The sequence below is a fragment of the Neobacillus sp. SuZ13 genome (assembly GCF_030123365.1).
GTDB lineage: Bacteria > Bacillota > Bacilli > Bacillales > Cytobacillaceae > Neobacillus.
In genome coordinates, this window is record NZ_CP126107.1 from 1,107,752 (window position 1) to 1,124,693 (window position 16,942).

At 39.8% G+C, this 16,942-nt stretch carries 13 protein-coding genes; 10 read left to right on the forward strand and 3 right to left on the reverse strand.

What is annotated here, in order from left to right:
* Nucleotides 1-156: 156 nt before the first annotated feature.
* Both QNH17_RS05270 and QNH17_RS05275 read right to left on the reverse strand, forming a co-directional pair.
* Nucleotides 157-894: a TPM domain-containing protein gene (locus QNH17_RS05270; protein ID WP_283877741.1), complete on the reverse strand. Its 738-nt coding sequence runs from the start codon at nt 892-894 to the stop codon at nt 157-159.
* On the reverse strand, nt 894-1,409 hold the full coding sequence (locus tag QNH17_RS05275; RefSeq protein ID WP_283879438.1) for a LemA family protein: 516 nt from the start codon (nt 1,407-1,409) through the stop codon (nt 894-896). The genes QNH17_RS05270 and QNH17_RS05275 overlap by 1 nt, the downstream gene beginning before the upstream one ends.
* Nucleotides 1,410-2,630: 1,221 nt before the next feature.
* Between QNH17_RS05275 and QNH17_RS05280 the strand changes: the two genes are divergently transcribed.
* Entirely contained in the window at nt 2,631-2,969 is a 339-nt protein-coding gene (locus tag QNH17_RS05280; protein WP_283877742.1) for a DUF5655 domain-containing protein, read from the forward strand.
* 933 nt (nt 2,970-3,902) lie between these two features.
* Here QNH17_RS05280 and QNH17_RS05285 read toward each other — a convergent pair.
* On the reverse strand, nt 3,903-6,476 hold the full coding sequence (locus QNH17_RS05285) for a substrate-binding domain-containing protein (protein WP_283877743.1): 2,574 nt from the start codon (nt 6,474-6,476) through the stop codon (nt 3,903-3,905).
* A 255-nt stretch (nt 6,477-6,731) separates the two neighbouring features.
* Between QNH17_RS05285 and QNH17_RS05290 the strand changes: the two genes are divergently transcribed.
* From QNH17_RS05290 to QNH17_RS05330, 9 genes are all read left to right on the forward strand, one after another.
* Nucleotides 6,732-7,445 (forward strand): LytR/AlgR family response regulator transcription factor, encoded by a 714-nt coding sequence (locus QNH17_RS05290; RefSeq protein WP_283877744.1) that lies wholly within the window; start codon nt 6,732-6,734, stop codon nt 7,443-7,445.
* 197 nt (nt 7,446-7,642) lie between these two features.
* Complete coding sequence (locus tag QNH17_RS05295; protein ID WP_283877745.1) at nt 7,643-8,518, forward strand: substrate-binding domain-containing protein; 876 nt, start codon at nt 7,643-7,645, stop codon at nt 8,516-8,518.
* Between the two features lie 198 nt (nt 8,519-8,716).
* Nucleotides 8,717-9,886: a substrate-binding domain-containing protein gene (locus QNH17_RS05300; RefSeq protein ID WP_283877746.1), complete on the forward strand. Its 1,170-nt coding sequence runs from the start codon at nt 8,717-8,719 to the stop codon at nt 9,884-9,886.
* Nucleotides 9,887-9,951: 65 nt separating this feature from the next.
* Nucleotides 9,952-11,448 carry a sugar ABC transporter ATP-binding protein gene (locus QNH17_RS05305; protein WP_283877747.1) on the forward strand — a complete coding sequence of 499 codons (1,497 nt, stop codon included), beginning with the start codon at nt 9,952-9,954 and terminating at the stop codon, nt 11,446-11,448.
* Nucleotides 11,429-12,409 (forward strand): ABC transporter permease, encoded by a 981-nt coding sequence (locus QNH17_RS05310; protein WP_098575672.1) that lies wholly within the window; start codon nt 11,429-11,431, stop codon nt 12,407-12,409. Before QNH17_RS05305 ends, QNH17_RS05310 begins: the two co-directional genes overlap by 20 nt.
* A gap of 216 nt (nt 12,410-12,625) precedes the next feature.
* Complete coding sequence (locus QNH17_RS05315) at nt 12,626-13,804, forward strand: Gfo/Idh/MocA family protein (protein WP_283877748.1); 1,179 nt, start codon at nt 12,626-12,628, stop codon at nt 13,802-13,804.
* Entirely contained in the window at nt 13,801-14,772 is a 972-nt protein-coding gene (locus QNH17_RS05320) for a sugar phosphate isomerase/epimerase family protein (protein WP_283877749.1), read from the forward strand. Before QNH17_RS05315 ends, QNH17_RS05320 begins: the two co-directional genes overlap by 4 nt.
* A gap of 131 nt (nt 14,773-14,903) precedes the next feature.
* On the forward strand, nt 14,904-15,938 hold the full coding sequence (locus tag QNH17_RS05325; RefSeq protein WP_283877750.1) for a zinc-dependent alcohol dehydrogenase family protein: 1,035 nt from the start codon (nt 14,904-14,906) through the stop codon (nt 15,936-15,938).
* 158 nt (nt 15,939-16,096) lie between these two features.
* The gene (locus QNH17_RS05330) at nt 16,097-16,942 is read left to right on the forward strand and encodes a sugar phosphate isomerase/epimerase family protein (protein WP_283877751.1); all 846 of its coding nucleotides are present in this window, start codon (nt 16,097-16,099) and stop codon (nt 16,940-16,942) included.

Below are 16,942 nucleotides of genomic sequence, written 5' to 3' on the forward strand. Positions count from 1 at the left end.
TCGACCAGAGAGGTTTATTCAACAATACTAGCAAATATAAAATTTTCTTAGTAGGGATCTTTATTTTCTATACCTATAAGTGAAAAAGAAAGATCTTAAAAAATGCTTCTTATGATTGAAAAAGAGATGCTCTTTACTATAGAGCATCTCTTTTACTTACCAGCCTCGGCTTGAACCGCCGCCGCCGGAGGATCCGCCGCCTCCTCCTCGAGATCCGCCGCCTCCTCTTCCACCACCTCTTGATAGGATGGATAGAAGAAAATATGTCAAGGTGCCTCCGAAAAATTTAAAGTCTAAAACTACCACCACAAGGACAATGATGATGAGAAGCCAGGATGGAATTCCTATCCCTTCATCCTTCGGTACTGTCTTTTGGCCGTCACCACCGTTATATTCGGCAAGGACCTCATTGGCAAGTGCTTTATAAGTTTCCGAAACAGCATGGTTCGGCTGGTTACTTTTCAAATAAGGAATAGCATATTGATCCAAGATTCGGCCAGCTTTAGCATCTGGAATTCTTCCCTCGAGACCATAACCTACCTCAATCCGGATTTTATGTTCCTTCATGGCTAAAACAAGGAGGACGCCATTATCCTCCTTCTGACTGCCAAGCCCATATTGACGGAATGCCTCATTTGCATATTCTTCTATGGATTGGCCGCCAATGGATTGAACGATCAGCAAGGCTACCTGTGCAGTTGTTCTGTCTTCAAGATTCCTGCCTAAATTGATTAATTCTGCTTTTTCTGTTTCATTTAGGACATGGGCAAAATCTTGTACATAAATATCTCCTACTGGAGCAGGTATTTGGACATCCTCAGCAAGTGCACGGGCTGCACAAAGAAATAACGTGGTAAATACCAACAGAAAGCTGAAGATCCTTTTCATATTCATTACCCGTTGCCTCCAAAGTCAACTTTTGGAGCTTCTTGAGCCTTAGGGTCTGCTTTAAAATATTCTTTCGCATCAAACCCGCCGATTCCTGCAATAATGGAGCCAGGGAATCTTTTCGCTTTTTTGTTAAATTCTGCTACTTTTTCATTGTAATCCTTCCGGGCCACGGCAATTCTGTTTTCTGTTCCAGCCAGTTCATCCATAAGCTGAGTAAATTGCTGGTCTGCCTTCAGGTTAGGGTAATTTTCAACGACGACAAGCAATCGGCTTAGAGCCCCAGATAATTGATCGTTAGCGGTTGCTTCTTCTTCGGGGGTTTTTGCTCCAGCAAGCCGTGCACGTGCATCTGAGATGGATGCAATAACTTCTTTTTCGTGAGTCGCATATCCTTTTACAGTATTCACCAGGTTTGGAATTAAATCGAGCCTTCGTTGAAGTTGGTTTTCGATTTGAGCATGAGATTGATTTACGTCTTCTTCTAAATTGACAAAACTATTATAGCTGGACATGAACATAAGGCCCAATATGACAATAACACCGACCACAATCCCTATTCCTAGCCAACCTTTTTTCAATCTAATCAAGTCCTTTCTCACCTATAGTATTTATCACATAGTTAATAAGTTCCCTTTTTAAGCCATAATAAAACTTATCGCAAAATCTATAAATTAAACGTTTGTTTGGCTTTTTATTTTGGCCAAATAATGCTGATTTATTAAGGCTTAATTAACTTTCAATTAAACGTTTTTTTTACTATTTGGCAAAACTAGTTAATCGTTTGATCAAGCAACATTTATCCCCTCTAGAATAACCTTCCCCATCCATAATTCGTCACATCCTTTTAATACTTCCACCAACCTGTTTTTTTACTACTTTTCACGAAATAAAGCAAATCCATCTCCTCGATGTCTCAGTTCCTGCTCCTTCGGATCTTCTGACAACGCCAATTTAAATCGAAACAAAGCCATTTCCTTCGCATGATGGGGGAATATGTGTACCGACATTTAATCCTGCGGTTGTATGGGAAGGCTTGTAGGTGATTAATCCAAGGTCAGAACCGGACTCGGGAAATCCGACCGTCCGGGATCGTAGGGGGGCTACTAGAAACGTGAATCAATAAATATTGATTGCGCGCGCTTGTTTTCTACCCGACGGCGGGCCGAAAGCCAAATGGTTGAAGGGATTGAGCTCCATAATGTTAGTAAAACAAGAGGGCTGATCTATATTTTATCCATCCTTTAAGGCAAGATGGTTAAAACCTCTCTGGAATCAGAGACCTTCGCACGTTACACATTGATATGATATGCAACTCGGGAGACCCTATTGGTCTTTTCTTGATGGAAGAGTATGGTGTACAAGCGATAACAAGCAAGGAAGCTAGATGCCGAATAGGGAGTCGGATAGCAGCGTAGTACCAATGAAGTTGGGGAATGCCGATGGAGGAAAGGCTAGCTACCAGTTATCCACCTTATTAGGGACACATTTACTACACTCTGAGGTAGAAATTATGATGGCAACTATTAAGGATAGCAGAAATGCGAATGGTAACTAGGAGGAGCCGTGTGCTTTAATAGTGCAAGCACGGTTCTGAGAGGGGGTGGAGTACAATCTATCGAAAGGTAGAAAGGCTCCATTCTACTCGACTATTGAATAAAGAAATGGTAAAAGGATGTAAAAAGAGGCAAAATAAAGGTAATAAAGTTTAATATGTTAAAGTGAAAGCAGGAGATGGTGATATGTCAGAAGATGAATTATTCTCAAATAAGGCATCTAATGTTTATGAAATATATTCAAAAATACTCGATTTATTGAAAGAAATTGGACCTTTTGAAATTGAGTTTAAAAAGACTTCTATACATCTTTTGAATAAATCTGCCTTCGGAGGAGTTCATCCAAAAAAGAAATGGTTAGATTTTAATTTAGTAACAAACCATCAAATTGAACACGAGAAGATTACTAAAATTGAACAAGTTTCAAAAAACAGATTTCACAATAACTTTAGATTTCATAGTGAAAACGAACTAAATCAAGAGTTTTTAGTTCTTTTAAAAGAATCATATCAATTAATGAGTTAGTTAGAGGAAGGATATTTATTACCAATGAACAGCATTTTTTAGGAATTATATCTGGTATAATATTTGGTTTATTCTCTGTACTACTAATGCTCCCGATGAAATTTGAAGATAAACGTATTGCTATTATTGGTTAAAGAGGAAGAATTCATCAAATAAATAATGATAATATGGTTGATAATGTTGTTTTTTTAAAACGAGGTGTTCCTCTTGGTGACAGTTATATTAGTTCTTTTTATTGGGATGGACCTATATTCTTGTATTACTTGAATTGTATGTAGTTTATATTGGAGTTTTACATTATGGTGAATGGACAATTATCGTTGGCATTTTTCTAAGTATACTATTATGGAGATGCCTAAAAAAATACCAACCGAAATCACCATTCTAATCTTTTTGTTCAGCATGGCGGTGCCCAAAATAATGGACCATTTAATCGCTTCTGTTTCCCCGAATTTGTATCAGGTTACAGACAGTTAAAAATATGAACTGTTCGACCTTCTAAGGACATCGTGTGTGTATATTCCTACCTTTCGGATATTTATTAATTTATGTATATGAAATATGGAAACTGAAAAAATTGAAGCTTGTTTTTTACATTTTCATCTGGTACGTTTATGCAGTTTGTTTCGAATTCGTCATCGTAAAAGTACATGTATTTACCTACAGAGGATGGAAATTAGCATATGCCTTTCCTGTTTATATCATGGTCATCACCGTTGCTCTATCATTTATGTTTTTTTAACAAAATATAAACCACAAAGGCTGACGTAATAATTGGCTAGTTTCTTTATTTTTACAACAAACTATGATCGGTGACGTGCTTTAAATTGGAAACGCCTTTTTCCTAATTAGTTTGTGAAGATTTACACTTAAAGTAAACAGCTAATAGTTTGTAAAATGAAAGTTGTTTTTTTCTTTGGCTGCTGCATGGGTTTATTTAAGAATATTTAAGTACCCATTTAATTCTGAGGGATCTTGGTTATACACAAGTTTCCATGCCTCAAGGAGATTTTCTTTCGTTACTTTTAGTGCCGGTACAGCTACATAAGCCGGTGCTGGTTTGCCGAGCAGTGCATAACCGGCCAGGATTGCCTCGGCCACTCCTTGATGGTAGGGCATCTGCGAACCCGAGCCCTTGATAAGTTCATCTTTTGCAATTTCTACAGCAGTATTGGTACTCAAATCCATTGTCGTAATAACTAAATCATGTTTTCCTAGGGCACGGGCTGAGGCCATAGCACCTTCCGCCACCAAATCCCATACAACAAAGATTCCCTTCAAATCGAGGTGTTGAGAAATCATAGCGTCTGCAAGCTCTTTCCCATCATTCGGACTAGTAAAACCGCTGCGGACTACGATTTGAATGTCAGGATAACTTTCTCTAATCGTTTTTTCAAAAGCCATTAATCTTTGTTTCGTTACAAAAAAATCAGCATCGTAGTATATGACCCCAATCTTGCCTTTAAAACCTATTTTCTCTGCCATAATGTCGGCGGCATAGGACCCGTTTCCATAATTGTCGGCTGAAACGACGCTTACATAATCCTTACCCGCTTCCAACCCGTATGGTGTATTGTCCATAAAAACCAGCTTCACACCTGATTGAGCTGCGGTTTGAAAGGCACCCGAGGTTGATAACGGATCGATTGGAAGACTAACAATAATATCCGGTTTTTTTGCTAATATCTTTTGAATGTCTGCAACTTGCTTTTCCCAGTTAAGTTCGGCATCAGTTACAGCCACGACCCTAATCCCCATTTTATTAAAAGTTGTCTTCAATCCTTCAATTTGTGCTCTTGCCCAATTATTCCCGGTATAGTGCATGGCAATAGCAGCTGTATAGTTCTTTTCTCTTAGCTTTTTTAAATCTTTCATAGACAACTGCAGTGTCTTGGCAGAAACAGCTTCCTCTCCATTTGGTCCGGTACTTAAAATTTTATGTTCGGGTATATTTTGATTAATTGTACTAGTTAAAGTTTCGTATATAGTTGTTAAGAACTCCTTTACATTAACAGGTTTTGTCAGATAATTATCAAACCCCTTGCCTAATGTCTGCTGGATGTCCTGAGGCATGGCATTGGCACTGACAGCAATAATCGCTATATCCTTCGTGTTTTCATCCTGTTTTATAAGGTCAAACACCTCATAGCCATGCATATCTGGGAGGTTAAGATCTAGTAGAATTAAATCTACTTTTTCAGTCCTAGCCAGTGCCAATCCTTCTTTTCCGGAACGAGCAGTTAAGATCGTATAGGATGGCTGGGATTTCAGGATGTTCTTCACCAGGTGTAAGTTAGATTCATTATCTTCCACATACAGCAAACCATAGTGATCTGACTTAGGATTCTTTGTTGGTAAATCCATCACTTCTTCCCCCCATTGCATCGCGGTCGTTAAATCATGGGGAAGGGGGAGGCTAAAGCGAAAATCGCTGCCGATACCTTTTTGGCTCGCTACACTAATTTTTCCACTCATAAGTTGGACAAGTTGCTTTACTAAAGATAATCCAATGCCAGTACCTTCCTCTTGTGTTCCTTCAATCCGATAAAATGGGACAAACACTTTCTGATATTCTTCAACAGAAAGTCCAACTCCTGTATCCGCGATATGAATAACAGCCTCGTTTTGTTTCATATACGAGAAAATCATGACTTTGCCGTCTTCCCGGTTATATTTAATGGAATTATCGAGAAGATTAAGTAGGATTTGTTTCAGGCGAATCGGATCGGCAAGAACGGTTACGGTTTGCGAATGGTCCATTTGATTATGAATTGTAATTCTTTTTTTCATGGCAAGCGGCTGCACGATATGGATACATTCATTGATAACGGTCAGCAGATCTACCTCTTCAATTGAAACTTTTAATTGGCCTGTTTCGATTCTGGATAAATCCAAAATATCATTAATTAAGCTTAGTAAATGCTTCCCTCCGCTTAAGATCTCTTGGACAAAGTCCTGCTGCTCCTCATTTAAGGTTTCATCTATTTCTAATAGCTGGGCAAAACCAAGGATTCCGTTCAAAGGGGTCCGGAGTTCATGACTCATTTTGGAAAGAAAGTCCGATTTGGTTAGGTTTGCTTTTTCCGCCGCTTCCTTTGCCTGAATGATAGTTTGTTCCATTTTTTTTCTTTTGGTAATATCCGATATGGACACAAGCGCAGCTTGTTCCCCATCTTTATGTAATTTAAGTGGTTTTGAAGTAATGGAAAGCCATTTAGTCCCATTATTTCGATCGCTTACTCCCAAGACATAATCATGGAAAGGAATGCCCTGTTCGAGGGTGATAATTCCTGGCAATTCCGAATAGGGTAGGGGGGATCCATCTTCTTTTACATAATCTAATTTGCTTACATTTGCTTCCGTTAATAAATCGGATTTAATACCAAGTACTTTTTCAACATTTTCATTAAGCGCAATGATTCTGCCCGGCTTTTTATGAATAATGACGCATTCAGACATGGTTTGTAAAACTTCTTTATATAAATTTTCGTTAGGGGTGATTTCCATTTTTATACCCTGCCTTCCGAAAGAATAGTCATGGATTTTCCTGAAGCCATAGCTTTAGTATAGTCCACAGTAATTCTTCTTTAAAACTGCAAAAAACCGCCATACCTAATTAATATTAAAATACTTCCTATCCTGCTTAAACTGCCTTATACTGAGAGTAGTTAGTTTGACAGCGATTTCAAATAGTAGTATGTTATCTATTAATTTTTATATTAATGTTCCACTAAATAGAAGCTTTTAATATGAGGTGATCTTTTGAGAGTTTTAATTGCAGAGGACCATGCACCATCGAGAAAACTATTGAAGCATCTCATTAAACCTTTGCAGAGTTATGAAATGGTTGGAGAAGCCGTTAATGGTGAGGATTTAATTTGCAAGGTGATGATAGAAAAACCAGACATCATTTTGGTTGATATTAATATGCCATTGTTGAATGGGATGGAAGCGGTGAAATCTTGTAAAAAAGTAGTCCCGTCATTACAAGTTATCTTTATCACTGGGCATGATGAGTTTGCCTTAGAAGCTTTTAGTGTAAATGCAATCGATTACATTGTCAAACCTATTGACCGTGACCGTCTTTATGCAGCGTTAGGACGAGCAGCTGCACTTGCTAAGACTCCAGCGGAAAGCGAGCGCCCAACAGTTAAGAAGGATTTAATGGTTAAACAGTCCAATCAGTTTTCTTTTATACCGTTAGATGACATTATTTTTATTGAACGAGCGGACCGAAAGGCCGTCATCCATACAATTGATCAAAAAATAGAGGTAAATGAGGCGTTAACGAATCTTGAAGAACTCCTTGATTCCCGTTTTGTAGCCTCCCATCGTTCCTATATTATTAATTTGCAATATTTAAAGAGGATTGAAACGGCAGGGCAAACGTACAAAGCATATTTTAAAAATTATGAGGAAATAGCAAAAGTTTCCAAGAATAAGTTAGCAGAATTACAAAAAAATAAATCGCTGTGAGGTCCGGGTTTACCGGACCTCAATTTTTTGTTTTTTTAAAAAATTTATGATTTTATTGTCCGAATGAACGATGATTGTGTCCAAAAGGATAGAAAACGATTTCAATTGGAAAAAAACCTTGTCGGAAGATGATTAGACGACAATTTTGTAATCGATTACAATTCGAATATAGAAACAGGAAAGGACAAAAAACAAAGATGGTAGGGATTGTAGATGTAGCAAAGAAGGAAATTGTTTCTGCTAAAACCATTCTAGTTGTTGTGCCTGACATTACAAATCCGTTTTTTTCAAAGGTGTTTAGGGGGATTGAAGCAGTAGCGGTTACAAATGGATATCAAGTTATACTCGGCGATACAGGCAATGATCTGGAACGAGAAAAGTGGTTTTTAAACCTTTTGCATCAAAAAAAAGCAGATGGAATGGCTTTATTAACTGCCAAAACTGATGTAGCAATCGTTGAAGAGGCGGCCCAAAGATTTCCGTTGGTCCTTGCGTGTGAGTATATGGAAGGTTCCAACATCACAACTGTTTCGATTGATAACATAAGCGGTGCCAGAAAAGCAACGGAATATTTAATCGATTTGGGACACGAAAGAATTGGCTGCATTATTGGACCTCTCAATAGTGTCTTGAACCGAGACCGTCTCAAAGGATTCTATCAAGCAATGTCGAGCAACAACCTTATCGTGGATCCTGTGTTAGTCCAGGAAGGTGATTTCTCTTTTGAAAGCGGTTTTAACCTTATGATGAAGTTTTTTGCCATTGGTCAACTCCCATCTGCGATCTTCGCTGCCAATGATGAAATGGCAATGGGAGTCATTAAAGCCATTAAATCTAAGGGGCTTAAGGTGCCAGAGGATATTTCGGTTCTCGGTTTTGAAAATCTGAAATTCTCGTCCATATTCGAACCAGGTCTGACAACGATTGCCCAGCCAGCGTTTGAAATTGGTGAGAAAGTGGCGGAATTATTATTGAGGCTCATCAACAAAGAGGAAATCAAACACGAGCAAATGTTTTTAGCTAACCAGTTGATTGAAAGACAGTCATGTCAGCAGTATGCGAAAATTTTTTAGAAAAAAATGTAATCAATTACATTTTTTGAAGCCCATAGAAGCCTGGTTTTATAACTTAAATGAATGTAATCCATTACTAGTAATATTCTATTAAGCTTACATTTATGAAAAGGGGGTGGTGCCACACTTATAGATTTTAAGGTGGTACCGACAAATAACGAGCTTCAACTAAATAACTACTATAGTGGAGGTAATCAAATGAAAAAGAGTTTTTCTATTACAGTTTTACTGTTACTTGTTTTAAGTGTTTTTCTTGCAGGGTGTGGCGGAAAAAAATCTACATCTGAACAAGCGAGCACGAAAAAGAATGAAAACTACTCAGAAACAGCTTCAGGTCCATTAACGATCAATCCGAAGATTCCTGATTTAGCGGTACAAGATAAAGGGCCGAACGGAGAACAGGCCGTTTCAGCTAAGACATTGCAGCTTACGGAAGATGAGCTAAAGAAGATTAAAGAAGGTAAATATAAAGCGGCGATTGTTATGCACTACTCTGGTACTGACTATATGAATGCCGCAGTTGGTGCGATGAAGGATACATTTAAGAAGATGGGCATCAAGATCGTTGCTGTAACAGATGCACAGTTCAAAGCGGAGAAGCAAGTAAATGATATCGAAACCGTTTTAGCGAAAAAGCCGGACATTATGATTTCTGTTCCAGTTGATGCCGTATCTACTGCACCAGCTTATAAAAAGGCTGTTGCCCAAGGCGTAAAGTTAGTATTTATGGATGGTGCTGCACAAGGTTTAGTTGCAGGTAAAGATTACATCAGTATTGTGTCTGGTGACAACATGGGTAACGGAGCAACCGCAGCAGACATAATGGCTGAAAAACTTGGCGGAAAGGGTAAAGTCGGCATTGTGTATCACGATGTAAACTTCTTTGTAACCAAAAACCGTTCTGATGCTTTTGAAAAAAGAATCAAAGAAAAATATCCAAATATTGAGATTGTCGCAAAAAGTGGGATTACTGGTCCAAATCAGGCAGAAGAAGTAGCATCTGCTATGTTGACAAGACACCATGATATTGATGGTATCTTCGCTCCATGGGATGTACCGGCTGAAGGTGTTATGGCTGCAGCAAGAACGGCTGGCAGGGATGACCTAGTTGTTACAACAGTTGACTTAGGTACAAACGTAGCAATCTCCATTGCACAAGATGGAATTGTTAAAGGTCTTGGAGCACAGCTGCCATATGACCAAGGTGTAGCTCAAGCAATCCTTGCCGGCTATGCCTTATTAGGAAAAGAAGCACCAGCTTATGTTGCTTCACCATCCATCAAAGTTACGAAAGAGAATGTATTAGATGAATGGAAGTTAATCTACGGAACAGAGGCTCCTGACACAGTAAAAAATGCGATGAAATAATTTTAAAAAAAGGATAGAGGCTGCTTTTGAAAGCAGCCTCTAACATAAAAAGAAGGTGAACTTGGATGGAACAACCGATTCTCGAAATGAGAGGTATTAATAAAGCTTTTAATGGGATTACCGTTTTAAACGATGTCCATTTTTCCGTCAAAAAAGGTGAAGTTCACGCCTTGATGGGGGGAAATGGTGCCGGGAAATCGACGTTAATGAAAATCCTCACAGGCGTATACTCTGCAGACAGCGGTGAGATTTTAATTGAAGGAAAACCAGTAAGCATTAAAAGTTATGATGATGCTCAAAAGAATAATATATCGATGATTTTCCAAGAGTTTAGTTTAATTCCTACCCTTACCGTCGCCCAAAACATCTATCTTACTCGTGAGAAGAAAACATCATTAGGGCTGCTCGATGATAAGGATTGTGAAAAGAAAACAGAAAAATTGCTAGAAGAATTAGGCGTAGATATTAGACCAAATGATGTAGTTCAAAACTTGGGGGTTGGCTATTGGCAGATGACGGAAATTGCCAAAGCACTTTCACAAGAAGCAAAGATTCTGATTATGGATGAGCCAACCTCGTCCTTAACCAAAAATGAAACGGAAGTACTCTTTAGTTTTATTAACAAATTGAAAGCAAAAGGTTATTCCATTATCTATATTTCTCACCGGATGGATGAAATCTTTGAAATATGTGATCGAATCACGATTATGCGTGATGGCCGATATATCACAACAGAAAAATGCAGTGAAACCGATCTTGATACTGTAATTTCACATATTGTCGGTATGCAATTTGACCAAGCGTTTGAATGGAAAGAACGTTTCTACGCAACGGACGTGCCGCCGATTTTTGAAGTAAGAAACTTAAATGCCGAACATGTCCAAGATATTAATCTAAAAATTCAGCCGGGTGAAATTGTCGGAATTGCCGGGTTAATGGGAAGCGGCCGGACGGAATTACTTCGAAATCTCTTTGGGATTGACCCAATTAAGAGTGGAGACATCTACATCAATGGTCAAAAACAATCCATTAAGAATCCAAAGAATGCGATAGAAGCCGGACTTGCACTGATTCCGGAGGACCGCCGGATGCAAGGATTGGTTCTTGAACATAGTGTCAAGGATAATATGATTCTTCCAATTCTTTCGAAGGTGAAAAAAGGAGCTTTTATTGATAGTAAGAAGTCAAATGAGATTAGTAATGAATTTGTAAGGATGTTAAATATTAAAACAGATAATATTTTTAAAAAGGCCGGGTTGTTATCGGGCGGTAATCAGCAAAAAATCGTTCTAGCCAAATGGCTGGCGAACGACCCTACTGTCTTGATGTTGGATGAACCAACAATTGGTGTGGATATTGGTGCAAAAACGGAAATTGTGGAGATTATTAGAGCCATGGCCGAAAACGGCAAGGCGATCCTTGTGGTTTCCTCCGAGCTCCCAGAATTGCTTGCTTTGAGTGACCGTGTGATCGTCATGCATGATGGGAAAATCAAAAAGGAACTGACCCGCAGGGAGATTAAATCAGAGGAGGAATTACAATATGCAATCCAAGGTTTCTAGTATTCAAAAGCCAGCAACTCCTGCGTTGAAAGGATTCGAGTGGCGTAATTATATTGTCTATTTTGCCTTCGTGGGTGTATTAATCTATTTTTCTATCAGCTTAAGTGATGAAGGGTTTTTAACTTCAGGGAACTTATTAAACATTGTTAGACAAACAGCGACGATTTCTTTGATGGCGTTAGCAATGACATTTGTTATTAGTACAGGAGAAATCGACCTTTCTGTCGGTTCCATCGCTGCCCTTTCTTCTCTGGTAGGTGCATTAGCCATCCAAGCTGGTTATGGCATCATTGGTGGACTTATAGGCGGTGTTGGTACTGGTCTTGTGGTTGGATTAATCAATGGTCTGCTTGTAACAAAAGTAGCGATTCCATCCTTCTTGGTAACCCTGGGAACGATGGGAGCCATTAAAGGTGCTGCGATGTGGGTTACAGATACTGCTCCAGTTCCGATTGTAGACGCAAATTTCAATTTCATCTTTGGTTCAGGGGACATTGGTCCGATTCCAGTTTTACTTATTTGGACTTTAGTATTTACAGTGATTGCCCATATATTACTTCGTAAGACATCATTTGGCCGTCAGGTATTAGCAACAGGCGGAAATGAAAATGCTGCAAGATTCTCTGGCGTTAAGACAATGAAGATCAAGCTAATGGTATTCCTTGCAACTGGTTTAATGGCTGGTTTAGCTGGTCTCCTTTATGCGGGCCGTATGAATGCCGGACGTTTTTCTTTCGGTGAAGGGGATGAGCTTTCTGTTATTGCTGCCGTTATCCTTGGTGGGACAAGCTTGTTTGGCGGTGTAGGAACAATCATCGGAACGATTGTTGGTTCCCTAATGATTGGTACGATCAACAATGGTTTGATTATCATGGGTCTTGATGTCAGCCAGCAAATGATTATCAAAGGAATTATCATTATCTTGGCGGTGGCATTTGGTAAGAAAGCGATGAAACGATAATTTTAATAGAGATTTCCGCGGAATTATATTAAGTTCCGGGGAATTCCTCCACAAATAGACGGAATTAATGATAAAACTGGCAGAATTTCCTCGGAAATTGTCGTAATTAATGATAAAAGCGGCGGAATTCTTTTCAAAAAAGCGGAATGACCCTATAAGGTCTATAAATTTGCATCCTTGAACAACACGATCAACTTTTGAACAGGAGGAAGAAAGGTGGAGAAGATTAAAGTTGGTATTATCGGTACTGGTTTTATCGGGCCGACTCACATAGAAGCCATCAGAAGGCTTGGCTTTGTTGAAGTAGCTGGTTTGGCGGAAACTAGTCTAGAAATGGCTGAAAAAAAGGCAGCTGAGCTTGGAATTCCGAAGGCCTTTGGTGATTACCGAGAAATGCTGAAAGACAGCGAAATCCAGGTCGTGCACAATTGCACACCAAATCATCTTCATTTTGCCATTAATAAAGAGATTATTTTAGCTGGAAAGCATGTTGTCTCAGAGAAACCACTGGCTATGAACAGTGATGAATCAGCAGAATTGTTAGAATTAGCAGAAAAACAAGGCGTCATCCATGCGGTAAACTTTAATTACAGACAGCATGCGAGTGTACAAAACTTAAAAGCGAAAATCACTGAAGGTGATCTTGGGAAAGTAAACTTGGTTCACGGAAGCTACTTGCAGGACTGGTTATTATATGAAACAGACTATAACTGGCGTTTGGCGCCGGAAGTAGGCGGAAAGTCACGCGCAGTAGCGGACATTGGTTCCCATTGGTGTGATACCGTCCAATTTGTAACAGGCAAAAGGATTGTCGAAGTTTTTGCCGATTTAGCAACTGTTGTTCCAGTAAGAAAGAGACCGACAGGAAACGTAGCTACTTTTGGGGCACAGACGTCGGAAGATATGAAATATGAAGATGTACCAATTAATACAGAAGATTATGCATCTGTGCTTGTCCGGTTTGAGGATGGATCTAGAGGAGTCTTTACTGTATCTCAAGTCAGTGCGGGACGCAAAAATAGATTAAGCTTTGAGATAAATGGAAGTCAAGCTTCAATATTCTGGAACCAGGAAGAACCAGAGAAGCTATGGATCGGGCACCGGGATAAAGCAAATGAAGTTCTATTAGCGGATCCGGCGTTGTTTTCGCCAGAGGCAAGGTCTACTATTCATCATCCTGGAGGGCATAATGAAGGCTGGCCAGATGCTTTGAAAAATATGATGTTGAATTTCTACTCGTTTGTTCGCGATGGCAAAAGCCTGAAAACAGACAGGCCTAATTTTGCGACATTTGCAGACGGGCACCTTTCGATGTGTATCACAGACGCAATCTTAGAAAGTAACCAGCAGCAGAAATGGGTGAAGGTTCAGGCTAGCAAGGAGGTACTTGCGTGAAAATAGGTGTATTTACCCCCTTGTATCAGAACCTGCCTTTTGAAGAAATGTTGGATAAACTGGCAGCCATGGGTGTGGAGGCCGTTGAATTGGGGACAGGGAATTATCCCGGCAATCATCACTGTAATCCGGATGAATTGCTTGAATCTCCTGAAAAAAGAAAATCATTCCTAAGAGCACTTGAAACTAGGGGATTAACGATCAGCGGCTTAAGCTGCCACGGTAACCCGCTTCATCCAAATGTAAACATTGCTCAAGAGTCACATGACGTTTGGCGAAAAACGGTATTACTTGCAGAACTTTTGGAAGTTCCTGTTATCAATGGCTTCTCCGGCTGTCCGGGTGATCATATAAGTGCAAAAAATCCAAACTGGGTTACATGCTCATGGCCTCCGGAATATTTAGAAGTGCTGAACTGGCAATGGAACGAAGTCGTTATTCCTTATTGGAAAGAGGAAGCAAAATTCGCGAAAGAGCATGGCATTCAGCAAATTGCTTTTGAAATGCACCCAGGATTTGTAGTTTATAATCCTGAAACTCTACTAAAGTTAAGAGAGCATGCCGGCGAAAACATTGGTGCAAACTTTGATCCGAGCCACCTTGTTTGGCAAGGAATTGACCCGGTCGAGGCCATCAAAAACCTTGGCAGGGAAAATGCGATTTTCCATTTCCATGCGAAGGACACTTATTTAGATCAAGCAAATATCAAGATTAATGGTGTTTTAGATACAAAGCATTATAGCCAAATTTTAGACCGCTCTTGGACATTTAGATCAGTCGGATACGGCTCGGACGAAAAAATGTGGAAAGACATAGTAAGTGCCCTTCGAGCAGTCGGATACGATTATGTTATTTCCATCGAACATGAAGATATGCTTGCTTCCACCGACGAGGGACTATGCAAAGCTATTACTCTCTTAAAAGGGGCCATTTTCAAGGAGAAAATTACCGAGATGTGGTGGGCTTAATTTTTTGGAAGCATGGGGACGGTTCTCTTGCTTACAAAGGGAGGGGCTGTTCCCTCCCGCAGCTCATTTCAAGGAAATATGATAGGATAATTGTTTTTCAAAATTAATGATGAATGATTGGAGGCAGTACAATGACAACAATGAATGCTGTATTTTTTCCAGGAGATAAAAAGGTAGAGATTCGCCAGGTTGAAATTCCAACGCCTGGCCAAGGGGAAGTATTAGTTCAGTTAAAAGCATCAGCGATCTGCCGAAGCGATATGAGCTTATATTATGGAACTTCCGTTTTTGAAGGAACAAAATGCGGATGCACGGTACCAGGGCATGAACCTGCAGGAGTTATCACAGAAGTAGGAGCTGGGGTTTCCAATTACAAAGCGGGTGACCGAGTTGCTGTTTACTTAGCTCTTGGATGTGGTGAATGTGCACATTGTAAGAGCGGCTACAAAATGTTCTGTAAAGAATTTAAATGTATCGGCTTTGACTCTCACGGCGGTGACGCAGAGTACATGGTCGTTCCAGCTGAAAACTGTATGAGATTGCCAGATAGCATGAGTTTCGTAACGGCTGCTGTTTCAACAGACGCTGTTGGAACCCTTTACCACGCGCAAAAGAGATTAGGTATTTCAGGAAGAGACTACCTGGTTATTTTTGGAATGGGACCTATGGGCGGCGCTGGTGTGATGATCGCTAAAGGATTAGGAGCAACCGTTATTGCTGTTGATATGCTGGATGAGCGCTTGGAGCTTGCGAAGGAATTGGGTGCGGATTATACCATCAATGGTAAAACAATGAATGTTCAAGAAGAAATCGCTCGTATTACAAAGGGTCTTGGTGCAGATGCTGCGATTGATTGTTCCGGAAGCCCTTACGGAGAGAATGATGCATTAGATTGCGTGAGAGCACATGGACGGGTCGCTTTTATCGGCGAAAGTAAAGAGACAACAATCAAACCAAGTGCGCAATTAATTCGAAAACAGATTTCTGTAATGGGTTCTTGGTACTTCCCAATTCAAGAATTTGATGAAATTACGGAGTTTATTGTTAGAAAAAATCTGCCTGTAGAAAAGTTGGTTACTCACCAATTTAAATTGGAAGAAGCGGAAACAGCTTTCCGTATGTTTGATGAAAGAAAGACTGAGAAAGCTGTTTTTGTTTGGGAATAAGTAAATAAGCGCCTGGGAGGATGGCTTTACTGGCGGATAAGCTGTCTCAACTGGCGCATAAATGGATAGGTTGCTTTTACTGTCGGATAAGGTGGCGCACTGGAGGATGGCTACCTAACTGACTTAAAGCAACAATTAATTATAAGGAGCTGTTCACAATGAAAGGTATTTCATTCAATACATGGGTATATAGTAGTTTTCCAAACTGGCTTTCTTCTTATCCATTAGAAGAAGTCATCAACCGTCTTTCCTCTTTTGGTTACGATGCAATAGAAATCGGCTGTGCTGCCCCACATGCATGGCCGGATTATTTGTCAGCTGAAAGAAGACAAGAAATCAAAAAATTACTCAAGGAAAAGAACTTAAAGGTTTCATCTATGCTTCCAGCACCTGGCGGCGGTCCAGGGATGAACCCAAGCTCTCCATTAAAGGAAGAAAGAGAATTTACAATCAATCATTATAAAGAAGTTGTTCGTTTAGCGTCTGAATGGGAATGCCCAACAGTCATGTGGATTGCCGGCTGGGTCGTTTATGGAACCTCGCAACAGGAAGCTTGGAACTACAGTTTAGAAGGCTTAATCGAAGTTGCCAAATATGCAAAGGACCTTGGTGTGACGCTTGTAGTTGAACCAACTCCTGCAGACAGTAACTTAATCGAAACCGCTGATGACGCCCTTCTCTTAGCAGAGCAATCAGGAATGGATAATGTTAAGGTCATGTTTGATACATTCCATGCATTGTACAGAAATGAAGTTGCCAGTGATTATGTATACCGCATGAAAGACAAGCTTCATCATGTTCATATCGCAGACAGCGACCGTCTGCCTCCTGGTAAAGGAAAATGTGATTATGATTCGGTATTGAGAGCCTTAAAAGATATTAATTATGATGGATATCTAGCAATGGAAGTTGGATTCAATTCTAGAGCATCTGAACCGGATTGGTTTGCAAAAGAATCTATTACTTACTTGAAAGACAAATTAAAGGAAATTGGCTGGGAGTAA

Bases quoted from the DNA above. Each gene is read 5' to 3' on its own strand.
- QNH17_RS05270 (WP_283877741.1), bottom strand. From the start codon at position 894: ATGAATATGAAAAGGATCTTCAGCTTTCTGTTGGTATTTACCACGTTA.
- QNH17_RS05275 (WP_283879438.1), bottom strand. From the start codon at position 1,409: ATGTTCATGTCCAGCTATAATAGTTTTGTCAATTTAGAAGAAGACGTA.
- QNH17_RS05280 (WP_283877742.1), top strand. From the start codon at position 2,631: ATGTCAGAAGATGAATTATTCTCAAATAAGGCATCTAATGTTTATGAA.
- QNH17_RS05285 (WP_283877743.1), bottom strand. From the start codon at position 6,476: ATGGAAATCACCCCTAACGAAAATTTATATAAAGAAGTTTTACAAACC.
- QNH17_RS05295 (WP_283877745.1), top strand. From the start codon at position 7,643: ATGGTAGGGATTGTAGATGTAGCAAAGAAGGAAATTGTTTCTGCTAAA.
- QNH17_RS05300 (WP_283877746.1), top strand. From the start codon at position 8,717: ATGAAAAAGAGTTTTTCTATTACAGTTTTACTGTTACTTGTTTTAAGT.
- QNH17_RS05305 (WP_283877747.1), top strand. From the start codon at position 9,952: ATGGAACAACCGATTCTCGAAATGAGAGGTATTAATAAAGCTTTTAAT.
- QNH17_RS05310 (WP_098575672.1), top strand. From the start codon at position 11,429: ATGCAATCCAAGGTTTCTAGTATTCAAAAGCCAGCAACTCCTGCGTTG.
- QNH17_RS05325 (WP_283877750.1), top strand. From the start codon at position 14,904: ATGACAACAATGAATGCTGTATTTTTTCCAGGAGATAAAAAGGTAGAG.
- QNH17_RS05330 (WP_283877751.1), top strand. From the start codon at position 16,097: ATGAAAGGTATTTCATTCAATACATGGGTATATAGTAGTTTTCCAAAC.